Genomic DNA, 14,417 nt, shown 5'->3' on the forward strand with positions numbered 1-14,417 from the left:
TTTTTAGCTGCACATCATGTCGCCCAATATGATGATTGCCCGTACCAGGCCCCTGCCCATTAAACAGGGGCCTTTTTTTATCCAAAATCCGCGTTAGCTTATCATCCTGCTTTTTTCTTTCGCCGCTAACGACTGCTGCGTTTCTGGTTTGGTCGCAATAATCACCGCGCGCAGCGGGGCTGGGTAGCCTTCAAGCGTTTTGCTGCGGTCGTTCGGGTCGAGGAATTCGGCCAGCGATTCGGTGGGCATCCACTCGGTGCGGCGCTGCTCGTCAGTTGAGGTCACACATGCATCAACAATGCGCACGTCGATAAACCCGCACTTCTCCAGCCACATCTTCAGCGCGGCGGCAGACGGGATAAAGTAGACGTTACGCATCTGGGCATAGCGATCACCCGGGACCAGAACGGTATTTTCGTCCCCTTCAACCACCAGCGTTTCAAGTACCAGCTCACCGCCGGGAACCAGCTGATCTTTTAGCTGCCACAGGTGATCGAGCGGGGAGCGGCGATGGTAGAGCACGCCCATTGAAAATACGGTATCAAAGGCGTTCAGCGCCGGAAGTTGCTCGATGCCCAGCGGCAGCAGATGCGCACGCTGGTCATTGCCCAGCAGTTTACGTACCGCTTCAAACTGGCAAAGGAACAACTGCGTTGGATCGATGCCGACCGCCAGATGGGCTCCGGCGCCAATCATGCGCCACATGTGGTAGCCACTGCCGCAGCCGACATCAAGAATAGTGCGCCCGGTGAGGTCAGAAAGATGCGGCAACACGCGTTCCCATTTCCAGTCGGAACGCCATTCAGTATCGATATTCACGCCGTAAAGCGAATAAGGCCCTTTACGCCACGGCATCAAATTCTTAAGCAGATTTTCAATGCGCAGTCGGTGGCCCTCGCCGAGCGGTTTTTCGCTCTCAGCGGTCACGCTGTGCAGCAGATCCAGGCGGTACGGCGCAAATTCAGGCAGAAATTCAACGGCACGTTCCCACTCACGATATTTGCCGTGCAGCGCTTCGCGTTGCCAGGTCGCAACCTGCGCGGGCAGGGTCTCCAGCCAGTGCGATAGCGGGCTTTTGGCAATCAACTGATAAAAATTGCTGAAATCAATCATGCCACTTCCCCGGATTTTACGGCGATTAACGACCCGAAGTTAAAGCACTGGAACCACAGTTCAGCATGTTCGAAACCCGCTTTACGCAGGCGCGCTTTGTGGGTCTCTACGGAATCGGTGAGCATGACGTTTTCCAGCATGCTGCGCTTTTGGCTGATTTCCAGCTCGCTATAGCCGTTGGCGCGTTTAAAGTCGTGATGCATGTTAAACAGCAGCTCGCCGACATTGTCATCTTCGAAGCTGAATTTCTCCGACAGCACCAATGCGCCGCCCGGATTCAACCCCTGATAGACTTTATCCAGAATGGCCTGGCGTTCGCCTGGCTCCAGAAACTGAATCGTGAAATTCAGCACCACCATTGAGGCGTTCTCAATAGTGACGTGGCGGATGTCGCCTTCAATAACGTCGACTGGCGTCGGCGCTTTATAGGCGTCAATATGACGACGACAGCGCTCGACCATCGCCGGGGAGTTATCGATAGCAATAATTTTGCAGCCAGAATGTGCAATGTTGCGGCGTATAGACAGCGTCGCCGCGCCGAGCGAGCAGCCAAGATCGTAGACCTGGGTGTCTGGCTGAACGAAGCGCTCAGCCAGCATGCCGATCATCGAAATAATATTGGAATAGCCGGGAACAGAACGCTGGATCATATCCGGGAAGACTTCAGCAACCCGTTCATCAAAGGTCCAGTCGCCGAGACTGGCAATCGGCGCGGAAAAAAGCGTATCGCGGTGAGACATAACGTTAAACCCGAAAAATCGAAAACGGCGTATTGTGCGCTAACGGACGGAGAAAACCAACTCCCAGGGCATATACCAGAAGTTAGCCAGCACCATCAGCAACAATGAGCACCAGGTGGCGCTCATGCCGGAACGACGCCAGCGATACAGACGATGATGAAAACCGTAAGAGTGCATCAGGCGTCCGGCAATCAGTAAAATTCCGCAAACGTGAATCATCCAGATCTGCGCACCGTTCATTTCCATAAACAGTAGCAAAATCAGTCCGATGGGAACATATTCGACTGCGTTTCCATGTACGCGGATAGCAACCTGCAGCTCGCTGAAACCGCCGTCGCCGTAGCCGACGCGATATTGTGTTCGCAGGCGGACAACGTCGTAAGAAAACTTAATAAGCAATAACGCACCTAAAACGGCATACAGCGCGCTGACCATACTAAAAACTCCCTTTCATTCCGTCCGGTGGCTCCATTCAGGATAGCAGGATATCAGAAAAGAGTGCTTTGCTGCGGAATTGACGGCGCATCACCTATTTCCGGTAGGGCAGAGCGCAGATCGTTCCACAGAGTATCGACCAGCTCCGGAGCTTGGGTAATGTCTGGGGTGTGGAGGAATAAATACGGCGTTGTTGTTTGCGTCCACTGCGGTAATTTTTGCAACCAGACGCCAAAGAGATCGCGATTTTGCGCCATATCGTCGCTGCCGATAAAACGCACCAGTGGGTGGTGGGCCGTCACCAGCGCATGGACCGGTACTTTAGGCTTCTTTTTTTGCGCATCGATCATCGCCGGGGTTCGGGCGACGGCGCTATGCACCGGGCGGCTATCGAGGATCACGCGATTGACGCTACGCTGATGTAGTCCGCGATTGAATTGTTGTTCCGCTTCGCCTTTAGCGAAAAATTCCGGGTGTCGTACCTCAACACCGTAGCTGAACTCACGCGGAAGAGCGTCGAGGAAGTTCCACAGGGCAGGGAGATCCCGTGGGCCGAAGGTGGCGGGCAGCTGTAGCCAGTATTGACCGATGCGCGATGCCAGCGGGGCCAGCCGGGTGAAAAATTCATGACTTAAGTCGTCGCAGTTGCGCAGCGCCGCCTGGTGCGAAATGGTGGCCGGAAACTTAAAGCAAAAGCGAAAGTCATCGTGAGTTTGTTCATACCAGCGGCTGACAATCTCGGCTTTCGGTAAGGCGTACAGGGTGGTGTTGCCCTCCACGCAGTTAAAGTGGCGAGCATACTCTTCAAGGCTGGTGATACCCAGGCGCACCCACTTCGGATGCGCCCACTGGGGAAGCCCAATATAAATCATAAAGCCGAAAGGACTTCCTCGGTGCTGCGCACGCGGGCGATACGCGGGAAGATATTCGTCATGCTGCCCTGGTGCTGGTCGGCGGAGGCTGCGCTGCAGGCGTCTTCGGCAATAATCAGATTAAAGCCCAGTTCCCAAGCGTTACGCGCTGTAGATTCGACGCCGATATTGGTCGAAATACCGCACAGAATAATGGTATCGATACCGCGACGGCGGAGCTGTAATTCAAGGTCGGTGCCGTAAAACGCGCCCCACTGGCGTTTAGTGACTTCAATATCGCTATCCTGCTTACCCAGCGCGAGCGGATAGGTCCACCAGTTTTCTGGCAATGCGTGCGCGCCAGCCTGGGCGTCAACAGGCTGCTTCAGTGCTTCAGCGAAATCAGCCGACCAGCCAACGCGTACCATCACCACCGGGGAACCCTGCTGGCGGCACTTTTGCGCCAGACGTGCCGCCTGGGCAACCACTTCATCGGCGCGGTGCGGACCACCAGCAAAGGGTAAAATACCTTCTTGCAGGTCGATGATCACCAGCGCGGTATTTTTTGCATTGAGTTCTAACATGATATCCCCGTATCTTCTTTTGTTGTCTGGCCGCTACAATACCGTTGCCGATCCTGCTCAAGGGTAACAAATTTTGTTAATTTTTGTGAGCACAGGCAATAAGCGCACAGCAAAGCAACGCAGCACGCTGTGCCGGGCTTATCGTACGGCATAATTTCCAGTATAATAGCCGCCTTTTTTCATTCAGTTGTGACATCAGCTAAAGCTGCGACCTCGTCGCCTGCAAGGCAGGCAACAATCCGCCTGCGGCTAAGTTAAGGGATATCTCATGCGTACAGAATATTGCGGACAGCTCCGTCTGTCCCACGTAGGGCAGCAAGTGACTCTGTGTGGTTGGGTCAACCGTCGTCGTGATCTTGGTAGCCTTATCTTTATCGATATGCGTGACCGCGAAGGCATCGTGCAGGTGTTTTTCGATCCGGATCGTGCGGATGCATTAAAGCTGGCCTCCGAACTGCGTAATGAGTTCTGCATCCAGATAACCGGCACCGTGCGTGCGCGTGACGAAAGAAACGTCAACAACGATATGCCAACTGGCGCAATCGAAGTGCTGGCGTCCGATCTGACCATTATCAACCGCTCCGAAGCGCTGCCGCTGGATTCCAACCACGTCAACACCGAAGAAGCGCGTCTGAAATACCGCTATCTGGACCTGCGTCGCCCGGAAATGGCTCAGCGCCTGAAAACCCGTGCCAAAATCACCAGCCTCGTACGCCGCTTTATGGACGACCACGGCTTCCTTGATATCGAAACGCCGATGCTGACCAAAGCCACGCCGGAAGGTGCGCGTGACTATCTGGTGCCTTCTCGCGTTCATAAAGGTAAATTCTACGCGCTGCCGCAGTCTCCACAGCTGTTCAAACAGCTGCTGATGATGTCAGGCTTCGACCGCTACTATCAGATTGTTAAATGCTTCCGTGACGAAGACCTGCGCGCTGACCGCCAGCCGGAATTCACCCAGATCGACGTCGAAACCTCTTTCATGACCGCCGAGCAGGTGCGTGAAGTGATGGAAGCGCTGGTGCGCAGTCTGTGGAATGACGTGAAAGGCGTGGAGCTGGGTGACTTCCCAATCATGACCTTCGCTGAAGCCGAACGCCGTTATGGTTCAGACAAACCAGACCTGCGTAACCCGATGGAGCTGGTGGACGTGGCCGATCTGGTCAAATCCGTTGAGTTCGCGGTCTTCGCGGGTCCAGCTAACGATGCCAAAGGCCGCGTTGCGGCGCTGCGCGTTCCGGGCGGTTCCGCGCTGACGCGTAAGCAGATTGATGAATACGGCAAGTTTGTGCAGATCTACGGCGCGAAAGGCCTGGCTTACATTAAAGTGACCGAGCGGGCGAAAGGCCTCGAAGGCATCAATAGCCCGGTAGCTAAATTCCTCAACGCCGAAATCGTTGAAGCCATTCTTGAGCGCACCGGTGCGCAGGATGGCGATATGATCTTCTTCGGCGCAGATAACAAAAAAGTGGTTGCCGATGCGCTGGGCGCGCTGCGTCTGAAGCTGGGTAAAGACCTGAATCTGACTGACGAAGCCAAGTGGGCCCCGCTGTGGGTTATCGACTTCCCGATGTTTGAAGACGATGGTGAAGGCGGCCTGACCGCGATGCACCATCCGTTCACCTCGCCGAAAGATATGTCTGCCGCCGAGCTGAAAGCGGCGCCGGAAGACGCTGTTGCTAACGCCTACGATATGGTCATTAACGGCTATGAAGTTGGCGGTGGTTCCGTGCGTATCCACAGCGGCGAAATGCAGCAGACCGTGTTCGGTATTCTGGGCATTGACGAACAAGAGCAGCGCGAGAAGTTTGGCTTCCTGCTGGACGCGTTGAAATACGGTACTCCCCCGCACGCCGGTCTGGCATTTGGTCTTGACCGTTTGACCATGTTGCTGACGGGTACCGATAATATCCGTGACGTTATCGCTTTCCCGAAAACTACCGCTGCTGCCTGCCTGATGACCGAAGCGCCAAGTTTCGCGAATCCGGCGTCCTTGGGCGAACTGGGTATTCAGGTTGTGGCGAAAGAGACAAAAGAGTCTCTGGAGAATAAGTAAGATGTCATTCAAGCTGCCCGTTTCCGTTCTGGTGGTGATTTATGCCGAAGATACGAAGCGGGTGCTGATGTTGCAGCGTCGCGACGATCCTGCGTTCTGGCAGTCGGTCACCGGCAGCCTGGAAGAGGGTGAAACCGCGCCGCAGGCTGCCGCGCGTGAAGTAATGGAAGAGGTCGCCATTGACGTTGCTTGTGAGCAACTGGCTTTGGTTGACTGTCAGCGCACGGTAGAATTCGAGATATTTTCTCATTTACGTCATCGCTATGCGCCGGGCGTCGAGCGTAATACGGAATTTTGGTTCCGTCTTGCGCTCCCCCATGAACGCCAGATTGTCTTTACGGAACATCTGGATTACCGCTGGGTTGATGCGTCGGAAGCCGCCACGTTGACCAAGTCCTGGAGCAACCGGCAGGCGATTGAAGAATTTGTAATTAACGCCAACTAATTTTCCCCAGAATTTTAGTTATCAGGAAGGCGGCAAGTTGGGACTTCACCCTGAGCTTACTTGAGTAAGTGATGGGTGAGGGCCAATGTAGCCAACGCGCCTGAGGGCTAAAAGGCGACGGAAAAAGGCTTTTTTGGAGATATTATTTTATGGCAGGTCATAGTAAATGGGCCAACACCAAACACCGCAAAGCGGCACAGGATGCCAAGCGCGGTAAGATCTTTACTAAAATCATTCGCGAGCTGGTTACCGCAGCGCGTCTGGGCGGCGGCGATGCGGGTTCTAACCCACGTCTGCGTGCGGCAATCGATAAAGCGCTGGCTAACAACATGACGCGCGACACGCTGAACCGTGCTATCGCACGCGGCGTTGGCGGTGATGATGACGCGAACATGGAAACCATCATTTATGAAGGTTACGGCCCTGGCGGCACCGCGGTTATGGTGGAATGCCTGAGCGACAACCGCAACCGTACCGTTGCTGAAGTGCGTCATGCGTTCACCAAAACCGGTGGCAACCTTGGAACTGACGGTTCGGTCTCTTATCTGTTCAGCAAAAAAGGCGTTATCTCCTTTGAAGCTGGCGATGAAGACGCAGTGATGGAAGCGGCGCTGGAAGCGGGTGCTGAAGACGTTGTGACCTATGATGACGGTGCGATTGACGTTTACACTGCATGGGAAGAGATGGGTGCGGTACGTGATGCGCTGGAAGCTGCTGGCCTGAAAGCAGATGCTGCTGAAGTTTCTATGATCCCGTCAACCAAAGCGGACATGGATGCAGAAACTGCACCGAAACTGCTGCGTCTGATCGATATGCTTGAAGACTGCGACGACGTGCAGGAAGTTTATCATAATGGTGAGATCTCTGATGAGGTCGCCGCAACGCTCTAATGTTGCCGACCGTTAAACGACTAACCGGAGGCGCGTGATGGCTATTATTCTCGGTATTGACCCGGGGTCGCGCGTCACTGGTTACGGCGTCATCCGTCAGGTTGGACGCCAGCTGAGCTATCTGGGCAGTGGATGCATTCGTACCAAAGTGGATGATTTACCGTCTCGCCTGAAGCTGATTTATGCGGGCGTCACGGAAATTATTACTCAGTTCCAGCCGGATTATTTCGCCATCGAACAAGTTTTTATGGCGAAGAATGCCGACTCGGCGTTAAAGCTTGGGCAGGCTCGCGGAGTGGCAATTGTCGCCGCGACGAATCAGGATCTGCCGGTGTTTGAGTATGCTGCCAGGCAGGTGAAGCAAACCGTCGTCGGTATTGGCAGCGCAGAGAAGAGCCAGGTGCAGCACATGGTGCGCACGTTGCTCAAGCTTCCGGCTAACCCGCAGGCCGATGCGGCAGATGCTTTGGCTATCGCCATTACCCACTGCCACGTCAGCCAGAACGTCGCCCAGATAGGCGAAAGCCGTCTGAATCTGGCGCGTGGACGGTTACGCTAATCTATACCGCCTCGGCGACTGCTGGCTGAGGCGTTTCTACTCCATTCGCTGAAATTAACTCTAAATTTGGATGCAGCCAGAGGCTGGCCGGAGTGACCGTTTTTCGTTCCCACGGAATAGAGCCTAAAAACCAAAACTTCCAGAATCGCAATTTTGCTTCCGGGTTACTGTGCAGCAGTTGTTCAAACGTTTCAACATTACCCACCGGAATACATAACGCATCTTTATAAATATCAAACACAAATTTTGAACAGAACTGACGCGATGAATCGTATTTAAACCCGGTGTGATAAAGCTTATGCAGACGTGAGGGAACTTGTTCCATGAGCGAGAGCTTTTGCTCAGTGGTTAAACCGCCGCGCAGACGGCGAACAGCGTAACTATGGTTGGCTGAGCGGTGAATAAACTGCGTTAGGGTGGTTACTCCTGAAAGTGGGACCCGACTTTCCGCCACCAGGTAATCATCACCATTATGACCAATAATGATACCCACATGGTTACACCAGCACTGAGAGGCCGTTGATATCTGGCCAAATAATGCCGTGCCAATACAGGTGAAAACAATATCTCCGGTTTCATATTTAACGGAGGAATCAATAAGCATTTTGTCATTCCTTTGGCTTTATACAAAAAGACGATGTATCCGCTATCATATCCTGGCAATTCGTCATTGATGGAAAAGTATTAGTAAAGATTTGATAAATAACATGTCAGGGCTTAGGTTAATTAACCTCTGTAAAAATTGGAGTCGCGAACACCATTTTTCTCGTGATGCATAAAAAGAAATGCGTTGAAAATAATAAATACCACCTCTTGACTGTTATCGATATAAATCCAGCGTCTTTTTGGAATGAAAAATATTCGGAATGTAAGAGAATCACAAATGACGGAAGGATTATTTTGCATGAGGTTAAAAAAGCGCCACAAGGTTAGCCGTGTCCAGGTCAAACAGTTTGCGGACAGCAGATGTACAGGGATAATGTGTTTTTCATCTGGATATCTATCCAGCCTTTTTTTATGATACTGCATTAGACTTTCAGCCCTTAATCCAGGAGCTCCATGTGATAGGCAGACTCAGAGGCATCATTCTCGAAAAACAACCCCCGCTGGTTTTACTCGAAACGGGAGGCGTAGGCTATGAGGTTCACATGCCGATGACCTGCTTTTATGAGCTGCCGGATGTGGGCAACGAGGCGATAATTTTTACCCATTTTATCGTCCGTGAAGATGCTCAACTGCTGTTTGGTTTCAATAACAAACAGGAGCGCACACTGTTTAAAGAGCTGATTAAGACCAACGGCGTTGGTCCGAAACTAGCGCTGGCAATCCTCTCTGGCATGTCGGCACAGCAGTTTGTTAATGCCGTTGAACGCGAAGAGCTGGCAGCGCTGGTGAAACTGCCGGGAATCGGTAAGAAAACTGCGGAACGACTGATCGTTGAAATGAAGGACCGCTTTAAAGGGTTACATGGCGATCTGTTCACTCCGGCGGCCGATCTGGTACTGACATCGCCCGCAGGTCCGGCTGACGATGATGCAGAACAGGAAGCGGTTGCTGCGCTGGTGGCGCTGGGCTATAAACCTCAAGAGGCCAGCCGAATGATAAGCAAAATCGTTCGTCCGGATGCTAATAGTGAAACGCTAATTCGCGAAGCGCTACGCGCTGCGCTGTGAGGTAAGGGATGATTGAAGCTGACAGGCTGGTATCGGCGGACAGCACCGGTTTTGAAGAAGCGGCTGACCGTGCAATCCGTCCTAAAATGCTGGCCGAATATGTGGGCCAGCCGCACGTCCGCTCGCAAATGGAGATTTTTATCCAGGCGGCGAAGCTGCGCGGTGATGCGCTCGATCACCTGCTGATTTTTGGCCCCCCAGGGCTTGGGAAAACCACGCTGGCGAACATTGTTGCCAACGAGATGGGTGTAAATCTGCGCACCACTTCCGGCCCGGTACTGGAAAAGGCGGGCGATCTGGCGGCGATGCTGACCAACCTTGAACCGCACGATGTCTTGTTTATCGATGAGATCCATCGCCTTTCGCCGGTCGTTGAAGAAGTGTTATATCCGGCAATGGAAGATTATCAGCTGGATATCATGATTGGCGAAGGACCGGCGGCTCGTTCAATAAAAATCGATCTGCCGCCGTTCACTCTGATTGGCGCTACCACCCGCGCCGGTTCATTGACTTCTCCGTTACGTGACCGTTTTGGTATTGTGCAACGTCTGGAGTTTTATCAGGTGCCTGACCTGCAATATATCGTTGGGCGCAGCGCTCGTTTTATGGGGCTGGAGATGAGCGAGGAAGGGGCGCTGGAAGTCGCGCGTCGCGCGCGCGGTACGCCGCGTATTGCCAACCGCCTGCTCAGGCGCGTACGCGATTATGCCGAAGTGAAGCATGACGGCACCATTTCGGTAGAGATTGCCGCGAAGGCGCTGGATATGCTTAACGTAGATGCCGAGGGCTTCGATTATATGGACCGTAAGCTGCTGCTGGCGGTAATCGACAAATTCTTCGGCGGGCCGGTGGGGCTGGATAACCTGGCAGCGGCGATAGGGGAAGAGCGGGAAACCATTGAAGATGTGCTGGAGCCGTATCTGATCCAGCAGGGCTTTTTACAGCGTACACCGCGCGGGCGGATGGCGACGGTGCGGGCCTGGAATCACTTTGGTATCACGCCGCCGGAAATGCCGTAATCGTTGCCCGGGCGATGCCCGGACAACGGGTTTGCGTCAATGCTCGCAGGTCAGGTTGCGGATTTCTTGCTCATGCTGATAATAAACAACAGCGCGGCGCACAGCACCACCGAAGGCCCCGCTGGGGTATCGTAGAACGCTGAGAAGGTCAATCCACCCGTTACCGCAATTATCCCCACGCCAACCGCTACGCCTGCCATTTGCTCCGGCGTACGGGCAAAGCGACGCGCCGTCGCTGCGGGGATAATCAACAGCGAAGTGATAATCAGCGCCCCAACAAACTTCATCGCGACGCCAATGGTCAGTGCGGTGACCAGCATTAAAAGCAACTTCACCCGCTGTAGCTTCACGCCATCAACAAAAGCCAGGTCCGGGCTGATAGTCATCGACAGCAGATTGCGCCATTGCCAGAACAGAATCGCCAGCACGATAACGACGCCGATAGCGATTGAAATCAAATCTTCAGGCGTCACTGCCAGCAGATCGCCAAACAGGTAGGCCATCAGGTCAACGCGCACGTTCGACATCAGGCTGACGACCACCAGACCCAGCGACAGCGCGCTGTGCGCCATAATCCCCAACAGAGTATCTATTGCCAGGTGAGGGCGTTTCTCCAGCCATACCAGGCCGCCCCCCAGCAGTAACGTCACAACGATAACCGCATAGAAAGGGTTGACGTTCAGCAGTAAACCAAAAGCGACTCCGAGCAGAGAGGCGTGAGCAAGAGTATCGCCGAAGTAGGACATACGGCGCCACACGACGAACGAACCGAGCGGGCCTGCCGCACAGGCGAGCATAACGCCGGCCAGCCAACCGGGTAAGAGTAATTCAATCATCAGCGGTCATTTCCCCGACGCAGTACAATCCGCCCCTGCAGGTCGTGGCGGTGATTATGATTATGACGATAAATTCCCAGCTGTTCCGCGCCGCGCTGGCCGAACATTGAGATAAATTCCGGATGCATGGAGACTACTTCCGGCGCGCCGGAGCAGCAGATATGTTGGTTCAGACACAATACTTCATCGGTTTTCGCCATTACCAGATGCAGGTCGTGGGAAACCATCAGCACGGCGCAGTTAAGCTCCTGGCGCAGTTGGTTAATCAGATCATAGAGCGCCACCTGGCCGTTGACATCCACGCCCTGGGTCGGCTCGTCGAGCACCAACAGTTGCGGTTGATTGAGTAAAGAGCGAGCCAACAAGACGCGCTGCGTTTCGCCGCCGGAGAGTTTTTGCATTGGAGCGTCAATCAGATGGCCTGCCTGCACGCGTTTTAGCGCGGGCAGAATGTCCCGTTTATGGGTACCCGGACGCAGGCGCATAAAGCGGCTGACGGTCAGCGGCATGGTGGCATCAAGGTGCAGCTTTTGCGGGACATAGCCGATACGCAGGTGACCATCCTGTTTGATAACACCGTCAGTTGGTGCTACCAGACCAAGAACAACTCGCACAAGGGTGGATTTGCCAGCACCATTAGGGCCCAGCAAGGTTAAAATTTTGCCTGGTTTTAAGGAGAGCGAAATGTCAGACAGCACGCGCCTTTGGCCGAAGACCACCGAGACGTTTTCCAGAGTTATTAGATTTGTCATGTCAAATTAAGGGTTGCACAAGCGAGTGAATGTTATAATATCACATCTTTCTCATTCATTACGATGATTAGACTCATTATGTTACATAAAAATACGCTTCTTTGCGCTGGACTTAGCGCCGCTTTTTTGTTCGCCCATTCACCGTTGGTAAACGCCGCAGTTGTCACATCGCTTAAACCGCTGGGCTTTATCGCTTCAGCCATCGCCGATGGCGTAACGGATACCCAGGTTTTGCTGCCCGATGGGGCCTCAGAGCATGATTATTCACTGCGTCCATCAGATGCAAAACGCTTACAGAACGCAGACTTAGTTGTCTGGATTGGTCCTGAGATGGAAGCGTTTATGGATAAGTCAACGCAAAGCATTGCGTCGAATAAAAAGGTGACGATTGCCCAGCTTGACGGCGTGAAACCGTTGCTCATGAAAGGGGCAGACGATGACGACGACCATGATGGTCACGATCATGCTGCCGGTGAAAAAAGTGACGATGATCACCATCATGGCATCTATAACATGCATCTATGGCTTTCCCCAGAGATAGCGCGGCTATCGGCGGTTGCAATCCACGATAAATTATTGGAACTTATGCCGCAGAGTCGAGCCAAACTTGACGCCAACCTGAAGGATTTTGAGGCAAAATTAGCCGCAACCGACAAACAGGTTGGGACCGAGCTGGCACCGCTGAAAGGGAAGGGATATTTCGTTTTTCATGATGCCTATGGCTACTTTGAAAAACATTACGGTTTGACCTCATTGGGCCACTTTACCGTCAACCCTGAAATACAGCCTGGTGCGCAGCGTTTACACGAAATCAGAACACAGCTGGTTGAGCAAAAAGCAACTTGCGTTTTTGCTGAGCCACAGTTCAGGCCAGCGGTTATAGAAGCTGTCGCCAGGGGAACATCCGTGCGCATGGGAACCCTGGATCCACTTGGAATCGGAATTAAGCTGGGTAAAGAAAGTTATCCACAATTCCTGAGCCAAATGGCGAATCAGTATTCAAGCTGCCTGAAAGGAGAATAACGAGGAAGTGAATACGTGCAACAGATAGCCCGCGCTGTCACTCAGGCATTTAACAATCTGCCACGACCTCACCGCGTTATGCTGGGGTCACTTAGCGTTCTTACCTTAGCGGTCGCCGTCTGGCGACCCTATATCTACCACCATCCAGAATCCGCGCCTATTGTCAGAACTATCGAGCTGGAGAAAAGCGAAATTCGCTCACTGCTGCCGGAAGCCTCAGAACCCATTGATCAGGCGGCGCAGGAAGAAGAAGCCATCCCACAAGATGAACTGGATGATAAAGCGGATAGCGATTCTGGCGGTCACGAGTACGTGGTATCCACAGGCGACACGCTCAGCAGCATTCTTAACCAGTACGGCATTGATATGGGCGATATCGCGCGGCTTTCCTCGGCAGATAAGGAACTGCGTAATCTGAAAATCGGCCAGCAACTCTCCTGGACTCTAACGGCGGATGGCGATTTGCAAAGCCTGACCTGGGAGATGTCGCGCCGTGAAACCCGAACCTACGACCGGGTGGCCAACGCTTTCAAAATGAGCAGCGAACTGCAAAAAGGCGATTGGGTCAACAATGTACTCAAAGGTACCGTTGGCGGCAGCTTCGTCTCCAGCGCCCGCGATGCTGGCCTCACCAGCACCGAAATCAGCGCGGTCATCAAAGCCATGCAGTGGCAGATGGATTTCCGTAAACTGAAAAAAGGCGATGAATTTTCGGTCCTGATGTCGCGTGAAATGCTTGATGGCAAACGTGAGCAGAGCCAACTGCTTGGCGTACGTTTGCGTTCCGACGGCAAAGATTACTTCGCGATTCGCGCCGAAGATGGCAAATTCTATGACCGCAACGGTACCGGGCTGGCAAAAGGCTTTATGCGCTTCCCGACCGCGCGTCAGTTCCGCGTTTCATCGAACTTTAACCCGCGTCGTCTTAACCCAGTTACCGGTCGTGTCGCCCCGCACCGCGGCGTCGATTTTGCGATGCCGCAGGGGACGCCGGTGCTGTCAGTGGGTGATGGTGAAGTGGTGGTGGCTAAACGCAGCGGCGCAGCAGGTTACTACGTTGCCGTTCGTCACGGTCGGACCTATACCACGCGCTATATGCACTTGCGTAAGCTGCTGGTGAAACCCGGTCAGAAGGTGAAACGCGGCGACCGCATTGCGCTGTCGGGCAATACCGGGCGTTCTACCGGCCCGCATCTGCACTATGAAGTGTGGATTAACCAGCAGGCGGTTAACCCGTTGACGGCGAAACTGCCGCGTACAGAAGGGCTTAGCGGTTCCGACCGTAAGGATTATCTGGCGCAGGCAAAAGAGGTTATCCCACAGCTTCGCTTTGACTAACAACCCGCCAGTTAAAGCCGGTGCCCATAGCGCGCCGGCTTTTTCTTTTGTACGTTACCCAACGTATCGCTAAACTAAGCCATTATCTTTATTGAGTGGAACT

16 protein-coding genes are annotated in these 14,417 nt (G+C 53.5%); 8 read left to right on the top strand and 8 right to left on the bottom strand.

Translation table 11 applies throughout. The features are described from left to right. Positions 1–93 precede the first annotated feature (93 nt). From cmoB to ACMYSL_RS11080, 5 genes are read right to left on the bottom strand one after another with little or no spacing between them, the layout of a single operon-like run. The gene (gene cmoB / locus ACMYSL_RS11060) at positions 94–1,113 is read right to left on the bottom strand and encodes a tRNA 5-methoxyuridine(34)/uridine 5-oxyacetic acid(34) synthase CmoB (RefSeq protein ID WP_434662831.1); all 1,020 of its coding nucleotides are present in this window, start codon (positions 1,111–1,113) and stop codon (positions 94–96) included. Continuing rightward, the gene (gene cmoA / locus ACMYSL_RS11065; protein WP_434662834.1) at positions 1,110–1,853 is read right to left on the bottom strand and encodes a carboxy-S-adenosyl-L-methionine synthase CmoA; all 744 of its coding nucleotides are present in this window, start codon (positions 1,851–1,853) and stop codon (positions 1,110–1,112) included. Before cmoA ends, cmoB begins: the two co-directional genes overlap by 4 nt. A 39-nt stretch (positions 1,854–1,892) precedes the next feature. After that, on the bottom strand, positions 1,893–2,288 hold the full coding sequence (locus ACMYSL_RS11070) for an MAPEG family protein (RefSeq protein WP_110274320.1): 396 nt from the start codon (positions 2,286–2,288) through the stop codon (positions 1,893–1,895). Between the two features lie 53 nt (positions 2,289–2,341). After that, positions 2,342–3,160 (bottom strand): DUF72 domain-containing protein, encoded by an 819-nt coding sequence (locus tag ACMYSL_RS11075; protein WP_434662837.1) that lies wholly within the window; start codon positions 3,158–3,160, stop codon positions 2,342–2,344. Further along, positions 3,157–3,723 carry a hydrolase gene (locus ACMYSL_RS11080; protein ID WP_434662840.1) on the bottom strand — a complete coding sequence of 189 codons (567 nt, stop codon included), beginning with the start codon at positions 3,721–3,723 and terminating at the stop codon, positions 3,157–3,159. Before ACMYSL_RS11080 ends, ACMYSL_RS11075 begins: the two co-directional genes overlap by 4 nt. A gap of 268 nt (positions 3,724–3,991) precedes the next feature. Between ACMYSL_RS11080 and aspS the strand changes: the two genes are divergently transcribed. From aspS to ruvC, 4 genes are all read left to right on the top strand, one after another. Beyond that, a complete protein-coding gene (aspS, locus tag ACMYSL_RS11085) occupies positions 3,992–5,779 on the top strand; it encodes an aspartate--tRNA ligase (protein ID WP_434662842.1) in 1,788 nt (595 codons plus the stop codon). Between the two features lies 1 nt (position 5,780). Next, entirely contained in the window at positions 5,781–6,224 is a 444-nt protein-coding gene (gene nudB, locus ACMYSL_RS11090) for a dihydroneopterin triphosphate diphosphatase (protein WP_181485778.1), read from the top strand. Positions 6,225–6,373: 149 nt separating this feature from the next. Beyond that, positions 6,374–7,114 carry a YebC/PmpR family DNA-binding transcriptional regulator gene (locus tag ACMYSL_RS11095; protein ID WP_182239618.1) on the top strand — a complete coding sequence of 247 codons (741 nt, stop codon included), beginning with the start codon at positions 6,374–6,376 and terminating at the stop codon, positions 7,112–7,114. Between the two features lie 37 nt (positions 7,115–7,151). Then, complete coding sequence (gene ruvC, locus ACMYSL_RS11100; protein ID WP_110274314.1) at positions 7,152–7,673, top strand: crossover junction endodeoxyribonuclease RuvC; 522 nt, start codon at positions 7,152–7,154, stop codon at positions 7,671–7,673. Position 7,674: 1 nt separating this feature from the next. Here the strand turns inward: ruvC and ACMYSL_RS11105 are convergent, their stop codons facing one another. Further along, positions 7,675–8,277 carry a YebB family permuted papain-like enzyme gene (locus tag ACMYSL_RS11105; RefSeq protein ID WP_434662845.1) on the bottom strand — a complete coding sequence of 201 codons (603 nt, stop codon included), beginning with the start codon at positions 8,275–8,277 and terminating at the stop codon, positions 7,675–7,677. Positions 8,278–8,734: 457 nt separating this feature from the next. On the opposite strand from ACMYSL_RS11105, the gene ruvA reads away from it, so the two are divergent. Together ruvA and ruvB are read left to right on the top strand one after the other, a co-directional pair. Next, positions 8,735–9,346 (top strand): Holliday junction branch migration protein RuvA, encoded by a 612-nt coding sequence (ruvA, locus tag ACMYSL_RS11110; protein ID WP_304259972.1) that lies wholly within the window; start codon positions 8,735–8,737, stop codon positions 9,344–9,346. 8 nt (positions 9,347–9,354) lie between these two features. Then, entirely contained in the window at positions 9,355–10,365 is a 1,011-nt protein-coding gene (gene ruvB, locus ACMYSL_RS11115) for a Holliday junction branch migration DNA helicase RuvB (RefSeq protein ID WP_112213280.1), read from the top strand. Positions 10,366–10,415: 50 nt separating this feature from the next. Here ruvB and znuB read toward each other — a convergent pair whose 3' ends face one another. Together znuB and znuC are read right to left on the bottom strand one after the other, a co-directional pair. After that, the gene (gene znuB, locus ACMYSL_RS11120; protein WP_434662849.1) at positions 10,416–11,201 is read right to left on the bottom strand and encodes a zinc ABC transporter permease subunit ZnuB; all 786 of its coding nucleotides are present in this window, start codon (positions 11,199–11,201) and stop codon (positions 10,416–10,418) included. Further along, positions 11,201–11,953: a zinc ABC transporter ATP-binding protein ZnuC gene (gene znuC / locus ACMYSL_RS11125; protein ID WP_181485783.1), complete on the bottom strand. Its 753-nt coding sequence runs from the start codon at positions 11,951–11,953 to the stop codon at positions 11,201–11,203. Before znuC ends, znuB begins: the two co-directional genes overlap by 1 nt. A 78-nt stretch (positions 11,954–12,031) precedes the next feature. Here znuC and znuA point away from each other — a divergent pair, with 78 nt between their 5' ends. Continuing rightward, positions 12,032–12,976 (top strand): zinc ABC transporter substrate-binding protein ZnuA, encoded by a 945-nt coding sequence (gene znuA, locus ACMYSL_RS11130; RefSeq protein WP_304259961.1) that lies wholly within the window; start codon positions 12,032–12,034, stop codon positions 12,974–12,976. Positions 12,977–12,991: 15 nt separating this feature from the next. Further along, positions 12,992–14,314, top strand: coding sequence for a murein DD-endopeptidase MepM (gene mepM / locus ACMYSL_RS11135; RefSeq protein WP_304259958.1), 1,323 nt, complete (start codon positions 12,992–12,994; stop codon positions 14,312–14,314). The last annotated feature ends 103 nt before the right edge of the window (positions 14,315–14,417 follow it).

Origin of the sequence: Klebsiella sp. MISC125, assembly GCF_051131775.1 — a bacterium.
Lineage (GTDB): Bacteria > Pseudomonadota > Gammaproteobacteria > Enterobacterales > Enterobacteriaceae > Klebsiella.

What these genes read in the sequence shown, in the direction of transcription:
- ruvB (WP_112213280.1), top strand. Translation starts at nt 9,355, where the DNA reads ATGATTGAAGCTGACAGGCTGGTATCGGCGGACAGCACCGGTTTTGAA.
- ACMYSL_RS11095 (WP_182239618.1), top strand. Translation starts at nt 6,374, where the DNA reads ATGGCAGGTCATAGTAAATGGGCCAACACCAAACACCGCAAAGCGGCA.
- ruvC (WP_110274314.1), top strand. Translation starts at nt 7,152, where the DNA reads ATGGCTATTATTCTCGGTATTGACCCGGGGTCGCGCGTCACTGGTTAC.
- aspS (WP_434662842.1), top strand. Translation starts at nt 3,992, where the DNA reads ATGCGTACAGAATATTGCGGACAGCTCCGTCTGTCCCACGTAGGGCAG.
- cmoA (WP_434662834.1), bottom strand. Translation starts at nt 1,853, where the DNA reads ATGTCTCACCGCGATACGCTTTTTTCCGCGCCGATTGCCAGTCTCGGC.
- znuC (WP_181485783.1), bottom strand. Translation starts at nt 11,953, where the DNA reads ATGACAAATCTAATAACTCTGGAAAACGTCTCGGTGGTCTTCGGCCAA.
- ACMYSL_RS11070 (WP_110274320.1), bottom strand. Translation starts at nt 2,288, where the DNA reads ATGGTCAGCGCGCTGTATGCCGTTTTAGGTGCGTTATTGCTTATTAAG.
- nudB (WP_181485778.1), top strand. Translation starts at nt 5,781, where the DNA reads ATGTCATTCAAGCTGCCCGTTTCCGTTCTGGTGGTGATTTATGCCGAA.
- ACMYSL_RS11075 (WP_434662837.1), bottom strand. Translation starts at nt 3,160, where the DNA reads ATGATTTATATTGGGCTTCCCCAGTGGGCGCATCCGAAGTGGGTGCGC.
- znuB (WP_434662849.1), bottom strand. Translation starts at nt 11,201, where the DNA reads ATGATTGAATTACTCTTACCCGGTTGGCTGGCCGGCGTTATGCTCGCC.
- cmoB (WP_434662831.1), bottom strand. Translation starts at nt 1,113, where the DNA reads ATGATTGATTTCAGCAATTTTTATCAGTTGATTGCCAAAAGCCCGCTA.
- znuA (WP_304259961.1), top strand. Translation starts at nt 12,032, where the DNA reads ATGTTACATAAAAATACGCTTCTTTGCGCTGGACTTAGCGCCGCTTTT.
- ACMYSL_RS11080 (WP_434662840.1), bottom strand. Translation starts at nt 3,723, where the DNA reads ATGTTAGAACTCAATGCAAAAAATACCGCGCTGGTGATCATCGACCTG.
- ACMYSL_RS11105 (WP_434662845.1), bottom strand. Translation starts at nt 8,277, where the DNA reads ATGCTTATTGATTCCTCCGTTAAATATGAAACCGGAGATATTGTTTTC.